Origin of the sequence: Paractinoplanes hotanensis (genome assembly GCF_023717965.1) — a bacterium.
Classification (GTDB): domain Bacteria; phylum Actinomycetota; class Actinomycetes; order Mycobacteriales; family Micromonosporaceae; genus Actinoplanes; species Actinoplanes polyasparticus.
On the sequence record NZ_JAMQOL010000070.1, the window covers coordinates 50031 to 65505 of the forward strand.

At 69.5% G+C, this 15475-nt stretch carries 14 protein-coding genes; 7 read left to right on the plus strand and 7 right to left on the minus strand.

Translation table 11 applies throughout. The features are described from left to right. Positions 1-28 precede the first annotated feature (28 nt). The 7 genes from LXN57_RS41855 to LXN57_RS41885 form a co-directional block, all read right to left on the minus strand. Positions 29-307, minus strand: a complete 279-nt coding sequence (locus LXN57_RS41855; RefSeq protein ID WP_221379989.1) for a hypothetical protein — start codon at positions 305-307, stop codon at positions 29-31. Then, the gene (locus LXN57_RS41860; RefSeq protein ID WP_251803863.1) at positions 304-1527 is read right to left on the minus strand and encodes an inorganic phosphate transporter; all 1224 of its coding nucleotides are present in this window, start codon (positions 1525-1527) and stop codon (positions 304-306) included. Before LXN57_RS41860 ends, LXN57_RS41855 begins: the two co-directional genes overlap by 4 nt. A gap of 144 nt (positions 1528-1671) precedes the next feature. Beyond that, positions 1672-1989 (minus strand): DUF3349 domain-containing protein, encoded by a 318-nt coding sequence (locus LXN57_RS41865; protein ID WP_251803864.1) that lies wholly within the window; start codon positions 1987-1989, stop codon positions 1672-1674. A gap of 309 nt (positions 1990-2298) precedes the next feature. Then, complete coding sequence (locus LXN57_RS41870; protein WP_251803865.1) at positions 2299-4377, minus strand: PQQ-dependent sugar dehydrogenase; 2079 nt, start codon at positions 4375-4377, stop codon at positions 2299-2301. Further along, on the minus strand, positions 4377-5285 hold the full coding sequence (locus LXN57_RS41875) for a sugar phosphate isomerase/epimerase family protein (protein ID WP_251803866.1): 909 nt from the start codon (positions 5283-5285) through the stop codon (positions 4377-4379). Before LXN57_RS41875 ends, LXN57_RS41870 begins: the two co-directional genes overlap by 1 nt. Positions 5286-5441: 156 nt before the next feature. Continuing rightward, a complete protein-coding gene (locus LXN57_RS41880; RefSeq protein ID WP_251803867.1) occupies positions 5442-6743 on the minus strand; it encodes an aspartate aminotransferase family protein in 1302 nt (433 codons plus the stop codon). 181 nt (positions 6744-6924) lie between these two features. Further along, complete coding sequence (locus tag LXN57_RS41885; RefSeq protein ID WP_251803868.1) at positions 6925-8301, minus strand: aminotransferase class I/II-fold pyridoxal phosphate-dependent enzyme; 1377 nt, start codon at positions 8299-8301, stop codon at positions 6925-6927. Positions 8302-8478: 177 nt separating this feature from the next. Here LXN57_RS41885 and LXN57_RS41890 point away from each other — a divergent pair, with 177 nt between their 5' ends. The 7 genes from LXN57_RS41890 to LXN57_RS41920 all read left to right on the plus strand — a co-directional run bounded on the left by LXN57_RS41890 (position 8479) and on the right by LXN57_RS41920 (position 15471). Beyond that, on the plus strand, positions 8479-9318 hold the full coding sequence (locus LXN57_RS41890; protein WP_251803869.1) for a nitrilase-related carbon-nitrogen hydrolase: 840 nt from the start codon (positions 8479-8481) through the stop codon (positions 9316-9318). Next, entirely contained in the window at positions 9315-10718 is a 1404-nt protein-coding gene (hydA, locus tag LXN57_RS41895) for a dihydropyrimidinase (RefSeq protein WP_251803870.1), read from the plus strand. Before LXN57_RS41890 ends, hydA begins: the two co-directional genes overlap by 4 nt. Positions 10719-10732: 14 nt before the next feature. Beyond that, on the plus strand, positions 10733-11728 hold the full coding sequence (locus LXN57_RS41900) for a TIGR03842 family LLM class F420-dependent oxidoreductase (RefSeq protein ID WP_251803871.1): 996 nt from the start codon (positions 10733-10735) through the stop codon (positions 11726-11728). Continuing rightward, positions 11725-12567 (plus strand): ABC transporter permease, encoded by an 843-nt coding sequence (locus LXN57_RS41905; protein WP_251803872.1) that lies wholly within the window; start codon positions 11725-11727, stop codon positions 12565-12567. The genes LXN57_RS41900 and LXN57_RS41905 overlap by 4 nt, the downstream gene beginning before the upstream one ends. Beyond that, the gene (locus tag LXN57_RS41910; protein WP_251803873.1) at positions 12564-13385 is read left to right on the plus strand and encodes an ABC transporter ATP-binding protein; all 822 of its coding nucleotides are present in this window, start codon (positions 12564-12566) and stop codon (positions 13383-13385) included. The genes LXN57_RS41905 and LXN57_RS41910 overlap by 4 nt, the downstream gene beginning before the upstream one ends. Beyond that, positions 13382-14146, plus strand: coding sequence for an ABC transporter permease (locus tag LXN57_RS41915; protein ID WP_251803874.1), 765 nt, complete (start codon positions 13382-13384; stop codon positions 14144-14146). The genes LXN57_RS41910 and LXN57_RS41915 overlap by 4 nt, the downstream gene beginning before the upstream one ends. A gap of 179 nt (positions 14147-14325) precedes the next feature. Next, positions 14326-15471 (plus strand): ABC transporter substrate-binding protein, encoded by a 1146-nt coding sequence (locus LXN57_RS41920; RefSeq protein WP_251803875.1) that lies wholly within the window; start codon positions 14326-14328, stop codon positions 15469-15471. Positions 15472-15475 lie beyond the last annotated feature (4 nt).

Here is a 15475-nt window from a genome sequence, read left to right on the forward strand (position 1 = left end):
CGCTGCTGACCAGGCTCGCCCGATCCGGCTACTTGTCGACGATCGCCGGCCAGAAGTGGTCGAAGCTGATCGTCTTGCCGAAGCCGCTCGCCACGATGTAGGTCAGGCCGAGCAGCACGCCGAGGATGACGACGGCGAACAGCCCGTACGCCAAGGCCTTGCCGGCCGGCCGGGGCGCCGCAGCGTCGGCGCCCCAGGCCAGTGACCGGATGCCCAGCGCGAACAGCACAGGCAGCCCGGCGCCGAGGACGAGACCGGCGGCCAGCACCTTCCAGGCGCCCTCGAGCGCGAATCCGAAATTGCTCACAGGGCCACCTTCTCGGGCGAGGCCGGAGCGGGCGCCGGGACCGGCTCCCACTCGTCGTTGACGTTGTTGTGGTCGACCGGCGCGTGCCGGGACCGCAGCCACATGCCGGCCGCCGCGGCGAGCAGCAGAACGAAGATGACGATCGCGCCGGCGACACCGCCGACGAAGTTGCCCAGGTACCACGTCAGGGCGCCGACGACCGCGGCCGCGGGCAGTGTGATCAGCCAGGTGGCGACCATGCGCCCGGCCACCCGCCAGCGCACCTGCGCGCCGGGCTTGCCCACGCCGGAGCCGAGGATCGAGCCGGTCGCGACGTGGGTGGTCGACAACGCGAACCCGAGGTGGCTGGAGGCCAGGATGACCGCGGCCGACGACGACTCCGCCGCCATGCCCTGCGGGGGCGCGATCTCGACCAGACCCTTGCCGAGCGTACGGATGATCCGCCACCCGCCCAGGTAGGTGCCCAGCGCGATCGCCACCGCGCAGGCCGCCTTCACCCAGAACGGGATGTTCTTCGTGTCCGTCCAGTCGCCGGCCGCGATCAGCGCCAGCGTGATCACGCCCATGGTCTTCTGCGCGTCGTTGGTGCCGTGGGCCAGCGAGACCAGCGAGGCGCTGCCGATCTGGCCCCAGCGGAATCCGTTCTCGGTGAAGCGCGCGGCCACGCCGACCGTCACCTTGTAGATGAGCCAGGTGCCCACGGCTGCCACCACGCCCGCGATGACGGGCGAGATGAGGGCCGGCAGGATCACCTTGCCGACCACCCCGTCGAGCTTCGTGCCGTTGCCGTTCCAGTTCACGCCGGCCCAGCCCAGGCCCGCGACGGTGGCTCCGACCAGCCCGCCGAACAGCGCGTGCGACGAGCTGGAGGGCAGGCCCAGCAGCCAGGTGAACAGGTTCCAGACGATGCCGCCGATCAGGCCGGCCAGCACGATCAGCAACAGCGCCGTGCCGCCGTCGGTGGTGAGCGACTCCTTGGGCGTGCCGTCGGCGTTCTGGATGCGCACGACGGCGTTGCTGACGGTCAGGGCGACCTCGACCGAAAGGAAGGCGCCGATGAGGTTGAGGATGCCGGAGAGCGCAACAGCCGTCTTGGGCCGCAGGGCGCGGGTGGCGATGGAGGTGGCCATCGCGTTCGCCGTGTCGTGGAACCCGTTGGTGAAGTCGAACCCGAGGGCCGTCACCACCACGAGCGCCAGGATCACCGATGTTTCAGTCACCCCGTCAGGGTCGCTGCTGGAAGATCGGACAAGAAGAGTTCAGACGCCGTGAATTTGATATTTCGCGCCCGTTACCCGAGTACTCATGGTCCGTTTACCAGATGTTCAGTTGACGGCTACGTTCCCATGCTGCTGTCCGCACTCTCAGTCGCTGGGCGGATCGGCCAGCGGCCAGCCACCGGCGGCCAGCCGGGCCGACACCCGCACCACGTCCTCGGCGTCGGCCTGCTGCAGCACAGCGTCGTTGATCATGGCTTCGATGTCCTGCGCGTTGATCGGATCGGGGCTGCCCAGGGACTGCTCGGCCAGATCGTTGGCGATCCTGCGGACCTCCTCCTCGGTGAGCTTGCGGCGCAGCACGCCGAGCAGGGCCACGTAGTCCTGCCGGGGCACGCCGGTCGGGTAGCCGGCGCGCAACCAGTCGACGGCGCGGACGAGGAAGTTCGAGCGGCTGCCGGTCACGGTTCCTCCCCTGCTTGTCGACGATCGCCGGACAGACGTGCTCAAGGCTGTTCGTCTTGCCGAAGCCGCCGGCCGCGATGTACGTCATACCCAGCAGAGCGACGAGCACAACGACCGCGAGCAGAACGTACGCCACCAGCCGGCCCACCGGCACCTGCGCGCCGGGCCTGCCGACGACGGAGCCGAGGATCGGGCCGGTCGCCACGTGGGTCGTGCTGAGCGCCGAACCGAGATGGCTGGAGGCCATGACGACCGCCACGACGAAGGGCCGGACCCCAGGGGGTCCGGCCCTTCTTGCTCAGGAGACTGTCAGTTGCTGGGCTGCAGCACGACGGTTGCCGTGCCGGTCTGGGCCGGAGAGCCCGTGTCGGTGTACGAGGCGACGAACACACCGGTCAGGTTGTCCGCGCCGGCGTGCCCGGCGTCGAGGAACGTCTGGATCGAGCCGGTGCAGCCGGACGCCGTGGACAGCGGGTGCCCGTGGGTGTCGTGGCCGAGGACGTAGGTCACCGTGACCCGCGAGCAGTCGACCGGCGCGTCGTCGGTGACCGCCACCTCGAAGTTCACCGTGTCACCGAAGGCGAACGGCTGGCCCGCCTGCGGCGTGGTGAACCGGACGACCGGAGCCGCCGTGCCGACCGGCAGTCGCACCTCGGCCGAGGCCGACCGGCCGGTGCGGTCGGTGACCTTCAGCGTCGGGCGGTAGTTGCCGTTCTCGGTGAAGGTGAACGTCGGGTTGGGCGAGCGCGAGTCGACCCGGTTGTCGTTGTCCAGGTACCACTCGTAGCGCAGGGCGTCACCGTCCGGGTCGGCCGTGCCGGCGCTGGAGAACTGCACCGTCAGCGGCGCCTGGCCCGAGGTCGGTGTCGCCGTGACCTTCGGGGTCGGAGTGCGGTTGCCGCGCACGAAGTCGAACCGGGAGAGCTGCGCGTCCGGGTTCTCGGCGAAGTAGCCGTCGCCGTACTCGAGGACGTAGAGCGCGCCGTCGGGGCCGAACTCGAGGTCCATCGGGTTGTCGAAGACGAGCTCGGGCAGCACCGACTCGATCTTCGTCACCTGGTTGCGCTTGTCGAGCGTGAGCGCCTTGACCCAGTCTCGGGTCCACTCGGCGAACAGCGGCTTGCCGTCGAACGCGGCCGGCCACTTGAACGGCGAGCGCGAGCGCTTGTCGTAGTCGTACGCCGGGCCGCCCATCGGGCCGATGCCGCCGGTGCCCAGCTCCGGGAACTGCGCGCTGGCCGTGTAGGTATAGGCGATCTCGGACTTCTCGACCGGCGGCAGGTTGCGCAGACCGGTGTTGTTGGGCGACTCGTTGACCGGGGCCGCGCAGTTGAACGCCGCGCCGGAGGCGCCGGTGGCGAAGTCGTAGTCGATGTACGGCACGTCGGGTTGCACGCAGTACGGCCAGCCGTAGTTCGCCGGCTTGTCGATGGCCATCCAGCGGCCGTGCCCGGCCGGGCCGCGGGCCGGGTTGGCCGCCCGGGCGTCCGGCGAGTAGTCGGCCATGTAGACGACGTCGGTCTCGGGATCGACGGTGAACCGGAACGGGTTGCGCAGGCCCATCGCGTAGATCTCGGGCTTGGTCTTGGCCGTGCCCTTCTTGAACAGGTTGCCCTTGGGGATCGAGTAGCCACCGTTGCGGCCGACCGTGATGCGCAGCAGCTTGCCGCGCAGGTCGTTGGTGTTGGCCGAGGTGCGCTGGGCGTCGAAGACCGGGTTGCGGTTCGGCCGCTCGTCGATCGGTGCGAAGCCGTCGGAGGAGAACGGGTTGCTGTCGTCGCCGGTGGACAGCAGCAGGTTGCCCTTGCTGTCGAAGTCGATCTTGCCACCGACGTGGCAGCACTGGCCACGGTCGGTCGGCACGTCGATGATCTTCTGCTCGGTGTTCAGCTTGAGCGTGCTGCCGACCAGCTTGAACCGGGACAGCGTCAGGTGGCCCTTGAACCGCGCGAAGTCGGCCGCCGTGCCCTCGGTCGGCGCGTCACCCTCGTTGGTCTGCGGGGTGAGCGGGTCGTCCTTGGGCGTATCGAGCGGCGGCGAGTAATAGACGTAGACCCAGCCGTTGCGCTTGAAGTCGGGGTCGATGGCGATGCCCTGCACGCCCTCTTCGTCGTGCAGGTAGACCGGGATGTTCGCGGCGAGCACGTTGCGGCCGGTGGCGGGCTCGTGAATGCGCACCTCGCCGCCGCGGGCGGTGTGCAGCACCCGCCGGTCGGGCAGCACGGCGAGCGCGATCGGCTCACCCGGCAGGTCGTTGAGGGTGACCTTCTGGAAGTCGGAGGACGGGGGCAGCGGCTGCGAAGAGGATCCTCCGCCGGCCACGGCCACGGACGGAGTGACCAGCAAGGCCACTCCGGCGACGCTGAGGGTTGCCAGACGACGCAGCATCAGAAACGGAGCCCCTCCAGGTAGGTGTACGCACGCTGGGCGGTGACGAGCGCGTCGGCCGGCGTCCGCGGGGGCGAACCGGCGTCGTCACGCTCCACGATGTACTCGATCAGGCCGGCTTCCCGCGCGTGCTCGAAGATGCGGCCGAAGTCGATCAGGCCGTCGCCGGCGTCGGCGAAGCTGGCGTTGATGTCGAGGTCCTTGACATGCACCTGCTTGATGCGGCCGCGGTTCTCCTTGATCAGGTCAACCGGGTCGTGCGCGCCGCGGAAGGCCCAGAACAGGTCGACCTCGAAGTGCACGTAGCGGTTGTCGGTCTCGTTGAACAGGATGTCCATGCCGGTCTGCTTGGTGCCGTTCTGCCGGAAGAACTCGGCGTGGTGGTTGTGGTAGCCGAACGAGATCCCGGCCCGCCGGGCCAGCTTGCCGGCCTTGTTGAGGTCGGCCGCGAAGGCGCGGTAGACGGCGGCGTCCCGGACCGGGCCGTTCGCGCCCTGCCCGAAGAACGGGTGGACGATGAACTTGTTGCCGACGATGTTCGCGTCGTGCAGCGCCGCCTCCCAGGTGGACGCGTTGAACGGCTGCGGGATGCCGACATGGCCGGAGGTGGCGCGCAGGCCGGCGGCGTCGAGAGCGGCCCGGAACTGGGCGGCGGTGCGGCCGACGAAGCCGGCGTGCTCGACCCGGGTGTAACCGATCTCGGCCAGTTCGGCCAGGCTTGCCTCAAGGTTGATGTTCAGCTGATTGCGCAGCGTGTAGAGCTGCACGCTGATCTGATCCTTCGGGACCCGGCGGGAAGAGTGATGGGGGCCGCCGGCGTGCGCGGCCCCGGGCACAGCGATGGTGGCAGCAGCCCCGGCTGCGGCCGCAGCGCCGAGGAGTTGGCGACGGTTGAGGGATTGCGGCATTGCTTCTCCTTCGAACGACATCGTTCGATGAGGTTACCGATGTGTTTCGTTTGAAGTGAAGGTTAGTTTCTTCAGATCAAGCAAAAGTTTCCATCATGTATGCAAAACACCCCGGCCACCGATGGTGACCGAGGCGTTGACGGATATAACTAGGGGTCAGGCGATGCGGGCTTCCGCGTCCACCCGGGACAGCGCGCCGGTGAGGATGGACAGTCCTTCGTGAGCCTCCGCCTCGGTCAGGGTCAGCGGTGGTCCCATCCGCAGCACGTTGCCGTGCAGACCGCCCTTGCCGACCAGCAGGCCGCCCGCCCGGCACTCGTCGAAGACGCGCACCGTCGCCGCGGGGTCGGGCTCGGTGGTGCCGGGCCGGACGATCTCGACGCCGATCATCAGGCCCTTCCCGCGCACCTCCCCCACGCTCGGCAGGTCGAGCGCCCGCAGCCCGGCCAGCAGGATGGCGCCGGTGCGCTCGGCGTTGGCCTGCAGGTCGTGGTCGAGCACATAGTCGAGCACCGCGGCGCCGGCCGCCATCGAGAGCGGGTTGCCGCCGAACGTCGAGAAGCTGATCGCCGGCACCGCGTTCATCACCTCGGCCCGGCCCACCACGCCGCCCAGCGCGAAGCCGTTGCCGATGCCCTTGGCGAACGTGATCAGGTCGGGCGTGACGCCGTGCGCCTGGTACCCCCAGAAGTGCTGCCCGGTGCGCCCCCACCCGGTCTGCACCTCGTCGGCGATCAGCAGGATGCCGCTTTCGAGCAGAACCTTCTGGTACGCCCCCAGGAGACCGTCGGGCCCGGCCACGAACCCGCCGACGCCCTGGATCGGCTCGGCGATGAGCGCGGCCACATCCCCGGCCGTGACCGTGGCCAGCACCTCGCGCAGGTCGTCGACCGCCGCCTCGAGGATGTCGCCGTCGGCCAGCCCGGCCATCCGCCCGCGCAGCCGGTCGCCCGAGGCCAGCCACTGCACGTTCAGCGGGCTCAGCGAACTCGACGACCAGCTGCGGTGCCCGGTGACCGCCATGGTGGCGAACGTCCGGCCGTGATAGCCGTTCTTGATGGCCAGGATCTGGTTGGAGCGGCGCACGTTCGCGGCCATCAGCAGCGCGGCCTCGTTCGCCTCGCTGCCCGAGTTGGTGAAGAAGACGCGCGCGTCGGGGATGCCGGAGACCCGGGCGATCTTCTCGGCCAGCTCGACCTGCTGCCGGATCAGATAGAGCGTCGAGGTGTGCACGACGCCGGTGGCCAGCTGGCGCTGCACGGCCTCGTTGATCTCGGCGACGTCGTAGCCGACCATGTTGGTCAGCACGCCGCCGAAGAAGTCCAGGTAGGTGCGGCCGTCGGCGCCGGTGACCCGGCGCCCCGACCCGGCGACGATCTCGAGAGCGTCGTCGCCGTAGTAGATCGGCATCCAGGCCGGCATTACGGCTCTATGGCGGGCCAACAGGTCGTCGCTCATGAGAGTCTCCCTAGTTGAAGATCAGGTTCAAGGGCAAGAGCTTGATGTCCCAGCGAGGCGGTGGGTACGGACCGTCGCTCCCGCGGGGACCCGCGTGGCTTTCGCTGGCCGCTGACGCGTCCAGAACGCGAAAGCCACCCGGGCGACGTGAGTGAGTGGTTGCGCCCACAAACCCGGACATTCATCGCCAGCCTCGCGGGTGCGGGCGAGCTCGGTGGCCGCTGCCGCGGCTGTCGAGCAGGGCGGCCGCGGCCAAGGCGTCGGCCAGCTGAGCGACGTCGTCCGCGACCAGGCCGACGGTGACGCGTACGTGGTCGGTCTCGAGCGGGGTGACGCAGAAGGGGGTGCCCGGCGAGACGGCGATGCCATGGGCGGCCAGCGCGACCATGGCTATCTGCTGGTCGTCGACGGTCATCCACAGGTTGATGCCGTCGGCCGCGGTGGCGCTCACGCCCCGTTCGCGCAGAGCGCCGAGCACGGCGGCGCGCCGGGCGGCGTACGCGTCCCGGGCCCGGCTCACCTGAGCGATCGCGGCCGGGTCGGTGAGCAGGTCGAGCAACACTCCCTGCAACAGGCGGCTGGACCAGCCGGGACCGAGCAGACGCCGGTCGGCCAGCGGAGCGATCACACTGGCGGGCCCGCCGATCGCGGCCAGCCGCAGGTCCGGGCCGTGTGACTTGGAGAAGCTGGCGACGTGGACCGTCCGCTCGGGCAGCAGGTTTCCCAGGCTGACCGGAGCGGACGAGGCGATGTCCCCGGCGTGGTCGTCCTCGACGGCCACCACGTCCGGAAAGGCTTCGAGAACACCGGCCAGCTCGGCGGCGCGGGCCGGCGACATGCTGACCCCGGTCGGATTGTGCGCCCGGGGCTGCAGGAAGACCGCGACCGCGGGATAGTCGGCGAGGACGCGGCGCAGGTGGGCCGGCCGCATCCCGGCGTCGTCCATCGGCACGCCGACCACCGTGGCGCCGACCGTCTGCAGCAGGTCGAGCAGGGGCGGGAAGGCCGGATTCTCGACCACCACGTGGTCGCCGAACCGCACCACCTCGCCGATCACCCGGTCGAGCGCGTCGAGCGCGCCGTCGACGACGGTCAACCGCTCGGGCGGGTACGGCCAGCGATCGCGCAGCACCGCCTCGAGCGCGGGCAGCACCGGGGCGTCGAGGTAGCTCGTGGTCAGGCGCCCGTCCCCGATCCGCTTGAGCGCGTCGGTCAGATCGGGCAGCAGGTCGTGATCGGGCACGCCGGTGGAGAGGTCGCGCGACGCCGCGGCGACCGCCCCACCGAGTTGCGAGTAGCGCAGGCGCTGCCGGGGCAGCACGGGAGCGGCCACGAAGGTGCCGGACCGCCCACGGGTCTGGATGGCGCCGGCCCGGGCGAGGCTGCGCCAGGCCTCGCTGACCGTGGTGGGGCTGACCCCGAGCTCGCGCGCGACATCGCGGACCGTCGGCAGCCGGGTGCCGGCCGACAGCTGCCCGGCGGTCACCAGGCGGCTCACGGCCGCGGCAATCCCCCGGGCGCTGCGATCGTCGACAGCGCCCGTGATCAGCGCAAGCAAATTACCTCTCCGAAACAGTCCGTTACAACCAGGCAATTGTTCGCCTCAATGTGTGTCATTAGTGTCCTACGGCATCCGGCAGCTTCAAGCAAGTCCTAGCGCTGGGCCTATGACGGGGAGTAGACACACGATCACGGGCGCTTCCACCGCGCCGTTGCATCAACGAGAGGGGCAGTCATGAGCGACATCGTTCGCGCCGCCCTCGTCCAGACCACGTGGACGGGCGATAAGGAATCGATGATCAAGGCGCACGAGGACTACGCCCGCGACGCCGCCGCCCAGGGGGCGAAGGTGATCTGCTTCCAGGAGCTCTTCTACGGCCCGTACTTCTGTCAGGTCCAGGAGGCCGAATACTACGAGTACGCCGAATCCATCCCCGGCCCGACCACCGAGCGCTTCCAGGCGCTGGCGGCCGAGCTCGGCCTGGTCATGGTGCTGCCGATGTACGAGAAGGAGCAGGAAGGCGTCCTGTACAACACCGCCGCGGTGGTCGACGCCGACGGCTCCTACCTCGGTAAGTACCGCAAGCACCACATTCCCCAGGTGAAGGGCTTCTGGGAGAAGTTCTACTTCCGCCCCGGCAACCTCGGCTATCCCGTCTTCGACACCGCGGTCGGCAAGGTCGGCGTCTACATCTGCTACGACCGGCACTTCCCCGAGGGCTGGCGCGAGCTCGGCCTGGGCGGGGCGCAGATCGTGTTCAACCCGTCGGCCACCAGCCGCGGCCTGTCGAGCTACCTGTGGCAGCTCGAGCAGCCGGCCAGCGCGGTCGCCAACGAGTACTACGTCGGCGCGATCAACCGGGTCGGCACCGAGCCGCTGGGCGACAACGACTTCTACGGCCAGAGCTACTTCGTCGACCCCGAGGGCAAGTTCGTGGGCGCGGTCGGCGACACCCACCAACCCGAGCTGATCGTCCGCGACCTCGACCTGGGCCTGATCAAGACGGTCCGCGAGCGCTGGCAGTTCTACCGCGATCGCCGCCCCGAGAGCTACACCCGGACGGTGGAACTGTGAGCATCCTGATCAAGGGTGGCACGGTCGTCGGGCCGTCCGGCGCGTACCCGGCCGACGTTCTCGTGGACGGCGAGACCATCGCGGCGATCTTCGCACCGGGGCAGGGCCCGGCCGACGGTCCCGAGGTCATCGACGCCACCGGCAAGTACGTGATCCCGGGCGGGGTCGACGCGCACACCCACATGCAGCTGCCCTTCGGCGGCACGGCGGCCAGCGACACGTTCGACACCGGCACCCGGGCGGCGGCGATCGGCGGGACGACCACGATCATCGACTTCGCGGTCCAGCGGTACGGCGAGGTGGTGCAGGACGGGCTGGCCGCGTGGCACGCCAAGGCCGACGGCAACTGCCACATCGACTACGGCTTCCACATGATCCTGGGCGGCGTGGACGACGACGCGCTCAAGGCCATGGACCAGCTGGTCTCCACGGAAGGCATCACGAGCTTCAAGCTGTTCATGGCGTACCCGGGCGTCTTCTACTCCGACGACGGCCAGATCCTGCGGGCCATGCAGAAGGCGCGCGACAACGGCGCCATGATCATGATGCATGCCGAGAACGGTCCGGCCATCGACGTACTGGTGAAGCAGGCCCTCGAACGCGGTGAGACCGACCCGATCCATCACGGCCTGACCCGCCCGCAGGAACTCGAGGCCGAGGCCACCAGCCGGGCCATCTGGCTGGCCGGCGTGGCCGCCGACTGCCCGCTCTACATCGTGCACCTGAGCGCCTCGAAGGCCCTGGAGCAGGTGAAGGCCGCCCGCGACCTGGGCCGCAACGTGTTCGCCGAAACCTGCCCGCAATACCTCTACCTGACCCTGGAGGACCAGCTCGGCGCGCCCGGCTTCGAGGGCGCCAAGTGGGTCTGCTCGACGCCGCTGCGCAGCAAGCACGAGAGCCACCGGGCCGACCTGTGGCAGGGCCTGCGCACCAACGACCTGTCGGTGGTGTCGACCGACCACTGCCCGTTCTGCATGAAGGACCAGAAGGAGCTGGGCCGGGGCGACTTCTCGAAGATCCCGAACGGCATCGGCAGCGTCGAGCACCGCGTCGACCTGCTCTACCAGGGTGTCGTCGACGGCAAGCTGTCGCTGGCCCGCTGGGTCGAGACGATCGCGACGACGCCGGCCCGCATGTTCGGCATGTATCCGCGCAAGGGCATCATCGCGCCCGGCTCGGACGCCGACATCGTGCTCTACGACCCGAACGCGCGCACCCGGATCAGCGTCGAGACCCACCACATGAACATGGATCACTCGGCCTGGGAGGGCTGGGAGATCGACGGCAAGGTCGACACCGTGCTGTCCCGCGGCGAGGTCATCAGCCGCGGCGGCGAATACACCGGCCGGGCCGGCCGAGGCAAGTACGTGCCCCGCGCGCTCAGCGACTACCTCCTCTAGAACGGGGGCACGACATGGACATAGGAGTCGTCCTCCAGAACAACCCGCCCGCGATGGCGGTGGTCGAGCTGGCCAAGCTGGCCGAACAAAAGGGGTTCAGCCACGTCTGGACCTTCGACTCGCACGTGCTCTGGCAGGAGCCGTTCGTCATCTACTCGAAGATCCTCGACGAGACCGAGCGGGTGATCGTCGGCCCGATGGTCACCAACCCGGGCACCCGCGACTGGACCGTGCTGGCCTCGATGTTCGCGACCCTCAACGAGATGTACGGCAACCGCACCATCTGCGGGATCGGCCGGGGCGACTCGGCGCTGCGGGTGCTGGGCGCGCAGCCGCAGTCGCTGGCTCAGCTGCGGGAGTCGATCGGGGTCATCCGCGGGCTGGCCAACGGCGAGAAGGTCGAGCTGCGGGGCACGGAACAGCAGCTCGCGTGGGCGTCCGGCAGCCGCCTGGAGGTCTGGGTGGCCGCGTACGGGCCGAAAGCCCTGGCCCTGACCGGCGAGGCCGGCGACGGCTACATCCTGCAGCTGGCCGACCCGGACATCGCGGCCTGGATGATAGGCGCCGTGCGACGGGCGGCCGAGCAGGCGGGCCGCGACCCGATGGCGATCAAGTTCTGCGTGGCCGCGCCCGCCTACGTGGGCGACGACCTGGCCCACCAGCGGGAGCAGACCCGCTGGTTCGGGGGCATGGTGGGCAACCACGTGGCCGACATCGTCAACCGCTACGGCGGCGACGGCACGGTGCCGCAGGTGCTGACCGACTACATCAAGGGCCGGCAGGGTTACGACTACGCCGAGCACGGACGCGCGGGCAACACCCACACGTCGTTCGTGCCGGACGAGGTGGTCGACCGCTTCTGCATCCTCGGGCCGGTCGAGAACCACCTCAAACGCCTGGAGGAACTACGGGCGCTCGGGGTCGACCAGTTCGCGGTCTATCTGCAGCACGACGCCAAGGAGGAAACCCTTCAGGCGTACGGCGAGAGCATCATCCCGGCGCTCTCGTGAAGCGATTTCTGTACGTCCTCCTGGGGCTCGCGGTCGCCGCGGCGCTCTGGGAGGGCTACAAGGTCGTCGGCAACCCCGAGGGCACGGTGCTGTTCGGGGTCCGCATCCTGCCGCGGGCCGACGACCTATCGATGCCCCACCTGTGGACTGTGCTGGAACGGCTCGGCCGCCCCGAGCTAACGGGCGGCCGGCCAGTCTGGATCGTGGTGGCCCAGGCGTGCCTGTTCACGCTCGGCATCACGGCCGCCGGCTTCGTCATCGGCGCGCTGGTCGGGCTGCTGCTGGCGGTGGCCATGGAACGGTTCCGCGTCGTCGAGCGCGGGCTCCTGCCGTACGTGATCCTCTCGCAGACTGTCCCCCTGGTCGCGCTGGCGCCGCTGGTGGCCGGGTGGGGCGGCACGATCATGCCGCCCTGGGCGGTGGTCTCGGTGATCGCCGCCTACCTCGCGTTCTTCCCGGTCGCGGTGGGCATGCTGCGCGGTCTGCAGTCGCCGTCGGCGAGCGGGGTCGAGCTGATGCGCAGCTACGCCGCCGGCTGGTGGCGCACGCTGGTGAAGCTGCGGTTCCCGTCCGCCCTGCCCTATCTGTTCCCGGCCCTGCGGCTGGCCGGCGCGGCCGCCGTGGTCGGCGCCGTGGTCGGCGAGATCTCCACCGGCACGCGCGGCGGCGTCGGCCGCCTGATCATCGAATACTCGCGCGAGGCCACGTCGGACCCCGCGAAGGTCTACACCGCGATGCTCGGGGCCGCCCTGCTCGGCCTGGTCGTCGCCGGACTCGTCAGCCTGCTGGAGCTGCCGTTGATGCGGCACCGCCGCCACGTGGAGGTGGCTACCCTATGACTGCCGTCGTCGTCTCGTCCGTGACGAAGATCTTCAACCGGGGGCGTACGGATGAGGTGGCCGCCCTGTCCGATGTCGACCTGGAGGTGCGGGACGGCGAGTTCGTCTCGCTGATCGGCCCGTCCGGCTGCGGCAAGAGCACGCTGCTGCGGCTGATCGCCGACCTCATCGAGCCGTCCACCGGCACGGTGACCGTGGCCGGCCAGGGCGCCGCGAAGGCCCGCAAGGAGCAGGCGTACGGCATCGCGTTCCAGCAGGCCGGCCTCTTCGAGTGGCGAACCGTGCTGCGCAACGTCGAGCTGCCGCTGGAGCTGCGGGGCCTGTCCAAGCGGGAGCGCAAGGCACGGGCCGAACAGATGCTGGCGCTGGTCGGGCTCGAGGACTTCGCCGGGCACTACCCCGCCCAGCTCTCCGGCGGCATGCAGCAACGGGTGGCGATCGCCCGCGCCCTGGCCGTGCAGCCGCCGCTGCTGCTGATGGACGAGCCGTTCGGGGCGCTCGACGAGATGACCCGCGAACGGTTGCAGTCCGAGCTGCTCGGCATCTGCGCCAAGACGGGCACCAGCACCGTCTTCGTCACCCACTCCATCTCGGAGGCGGTGTTCCTGTCGAACCGGGTGGTCGTGATGTCGGCCCGGCCCGGGCGCATCACCGCCTCCATCGAGGTCGACCTGCCGAGCCGCGACGACGCCGGCCGGCAGTCACCGGCCTACTTCGACAAGATCACCGAGGTCCGGCAGGCCCTGCGCGGCACACCAGCCGCCGCCTCTTCGCCCCGCAGCTCCGAAAGCGCCGCCGCCGGAACGGACGCGCGATGAAGTGGGCCCGCGCGGCGCTGCCGCCCCTGATCGTCGGCGTTCTGGCCATCGTCGCGTGGGAGCTCACCGTCTCGCTCGGCCGGATAGCTCCGTTCATCCTGCCGGCGCCGTCGGCCATCTGGAACGAGCTGGTCGAGCAGCGGCAGAACGTGTGGGAGGCGGCGCTGGCCAGCGGCGAGAACGCGCTGATCGGCCTGGTCGCCGGAGCCGCCCTGGGCGTGCTGGTGGCGATGGCGGCCAGTCGGTTCAAGCCGCTGACCGAGGTGTCGATCCCGTTCGCGGCCGTTCTCAACGCGCTGCCGATCATCGCGCTCGCACCGATCCTCAACAACATGTTCGAGTCGACCAGCAGCATCCCGCGGCGGTTGGTCACCGCGATCATCGTGTTCTTCCCGGTCTTCGTGAACACGTTGCGCGGCCTGCGCGAGGTCAACCCCATCCATCAGGAGCTGATGCACGCGTACGCCGCCGGCGGATGGACCTTCGCCCGGAAGGTGCGGCTGCCCGGCGCCCTCCCCTATGTCTTCACCGGCCTGCGGCAGGCGTCGTCGCTGGCCGTGATCGCCGCGGTCGTGGCCGAGTACTTCGGCGGTCTGCAGACCGGCCTCGGCTCCCGCATCACGTCGGCCGCCGCGTTCACCGCGTATCCCCGGGCCTGGGCCTTCGTGGCCGGCGCCTGCCTGCTCGGACTCGTCTTCTACCTCACCACGCTGTTGCTGGAGCGCCTGGCCATGCCCTGGCGCACCCGCCTCATCGCCTGAGCACCCCAAGGAATCCCACCGCAAAGCCCGCCCACCGCAAAGCCCGCCCTCCCAGGGGGCCCCCATCCAACACAGCCATCCTCCCAAAAACAGCGAACTCTCGCGGGAGGCCTGTGGACAACAACCGGGCCGGCCTGTGGACAACAGCCCGTCAGGTGAAGACACCTCCGGAGGTATCCATGCGACGAATCCGAATACTCACTGCTATCGCCGCCGCATCCGCGATGATCGTGGCGGGCTGCGGCACCGCCGATCAGGACTCGGCCACCCCCGCCCCCGGTGGCAGCGGCGGCGCCCTGACCCCCGTCAAGCTGCAGCTCCAGTGGTTCTTCCAGGCTCAGTTCGCCGGCTACATCGCCGCCGTCGACCAGGGCTTCTACAAGGAGCAGGGCCTGGACGTGCAGCTGCTCGAGGGCGGCGTCGACATCGTGCCGCAGACCGTGCTCGCCCAGGGCAAGGCCGACTATGCGATCGCCTGGGTGCCCAAGGCGCTCGCCTCCCGCGAGCAGGGCGCCGGCATCACCGACGTCGGCCAGATCTTCGGCCGCTCCGGCACCTACCAGGTCGCCTGGAAGGACAGCGGCATCACCAAGGCGGCCGACCTCAAGGGCAAGAAGGTCGGCAACTGGGGCTTCGGCAACGAGTACGAGCTGTTCGCCGGCATGACCAAGGCTGGGCTCGACCCGGGCAAGGACGTCACCCTCGTGCAGCAGCAGTTCGACATGCAGGCGCTGCTGAAGAAGGAGATCGACGCCGCCCAGGCGATGAGCTACAACGAGTACGCCCAGCTGCTCGAGGCCAAGAACCCGGCCACCGGCAAGCTCTACACGCCCGACGACTTCTCGATCATCGACTGGAAGGCCGAGGGGTCCTCGATGCTCCAGGACGCGGTGTGGGCCAACACCGAGAAGCTCAACGACCCGGCGTACCAGCAGCAGACCGTCAAGTTCCTGACCGGCACGATCAAGGGCTGGGCGTTCTGCCGCGACAACGCCGAGAAGTGCCGCGACCTGGTGGTGGCCAAGGGCTCGAAGCTCGGCAAGAGCCACCAGTTGTGGCAGACCAACGAGACCAACAAGCTGATCTGGCCGGCCCCCGGCGGCATCGGCGTGATCGACGAGGCGGCCTGGAAGCAGACCGTCGACATCTCGATGACCACGAAGAACCAGACCGGCGACACCGTGCTCACGAAGGCGCCGGAGGGCCTGGCTTTCACCAACGACTACATCAACCAGGCCATCACCGCCGCCAAGAGCGCCGGGGTCGACGTCAACGGCACGTCGTTCCAGCCCACGACCGTCACCCTCACCGAGGGCGGCGCCTGACCGC

Bases quoted from the DNA above. Each gene is read 5' to 3' on its own strand.
- LXN57_RS41870 (WP_251803865.1), bottom strand. From the start codon at position 4,377: ATGCTGCGTCGTCTGGCAACCCTCAGCGTCGCCGGAGTGGCCTTGCTG.
- LXN57_RS41875 (WP_251803866.1), bottom strand. From the start codon at position 5,285: ATGCCGCAATCCCTCAACCGTCGCCAACTCCTCGGCGCTGCGGCCGCA.
- LXN57_RS41880 (WP_251803867.1), bottom strand. From the start codon at position 6,743: ATGAGCGACGACCTGTTGGCCCGCCATAGAGCCGTAATGCCGGCCTGG.
- LXN57_RS41890 (WP_251803869.1), top strand. From the start codon at position 8,479: ATGAGCGACATCGTTCGCGCCGCCCTCGTCCAGACCACGTGGACGGGC.
- LXN57_RS41900 (WP_251803871.1), top strand. From the start codon at position 10,733: ATGGACATAGGAGTCGTCCTCCAGAACAACCCGCCCGCGATGGCGGTG.
- LXN57_RS41910 (WP_251803873.1), top strand. From the start codon at position 12,564: ATGACTGCCGTCGTCGTCTCGTCCGTGACGAAGATCTTCAACCGGGGG.
- LXN57_RS41915 (WP_251803874.1), top strand. From the start codon at position 13,382: ATGAAGTGGGCCCGCGCGGCGCTGCCGCCCCTGATCGTCGGCGTTCTG.
- LXN57_RS41920 (WP_251803875.1), top strand. From the start codon at position 14,326: ATGCGACGAATCCGAATACTCACTGCTATCGCCGCCGCATCCGCGATG.